The following is a 752-nucleotide window of genomic DNA, read 5'->3' on the forward strand; positions in this document are numbered from 1 at the left end:
TACTGATTKTCACTTCGTAATTAAGGGACCCCCCTTTACTTTAATTTTTATGATATTTTTAACTTTAGAGCATATATTAACTCATATTTCCTTTTCGATTGTTTCAATTGTAATTACAATTCATTTAATAACCTTATTAGTCGATGAAATCGTAAMACTATCTGATTCGTCAAAAAGGGGCATGMTCGCGACTTTTTTATGTATAACAGGATTATTAGCCATTCGTTGGATTTATTCGGGACATTTTCCATTAAGTAATTTATATGAATCATTAATCTTTCTTTCATGGAGTTTCTCCATTATTCATATTGTTCCGTATTTTAAAAAAARGAAAAATGATTTAAGTAYAATAACKGCACCAAGTGTTCTTTTTACACARGGCTTTGCTACTTCAGGTCYTTTAACTGAAATACATCAATCCGAAATATTAGTACCKGCTCTCCAATCTGAGTGGTTAATAATGCACGTAAGTATGATGGTATTGGGTTATGCAGCTCTTTTATGCGGATCATTATTATCAGTAGCACTTTTAGTAATTACATTTCGAAAAGGTATAACACTTTTTTATAATAAAAATTATGTATTAAATTTCAATGAATCTTTTTCCTTTGGTGAAATTCAATACATGAATAAAACAAACAATTTTTTTGWAAATACTTCCTTTTTTTCTTCTAAAAATTATTACAGATCCCAGTTGATTCAACAATTGGATTATTGGGGTTATCGTGTTATTAGTACAGGTTTTATCTTTT

Annotated in this window: 1 protein-coding gene; it reads left to right on the forward strand. The window is 28.6% G+C overall.

The genetic code is table 11. The features are described from left to right. Positions 1-181 precede the first annotated feature (181 nt). On the forward strand, positions 182-752 hold a 571-nt coding region (gene ccsA, locus EIZ48_RS31555; RefSeq protein ID WP_192928769.1), incomplete at its 3' end, for a cytochrome c biogenesis protein CcsA.

Origin of the sequence: Photobacterium alginatilyticum, from assembly GCF_009910675.1 — a bacterium.
In the GTDB taxonomy this organism is placed as follows: Bacteria; Pseudomonadota; Gammaproteobacteria; order Enterobacterales; family Vibrionaceae; genus Photobacterium; species Photobacterium alginatilyticum.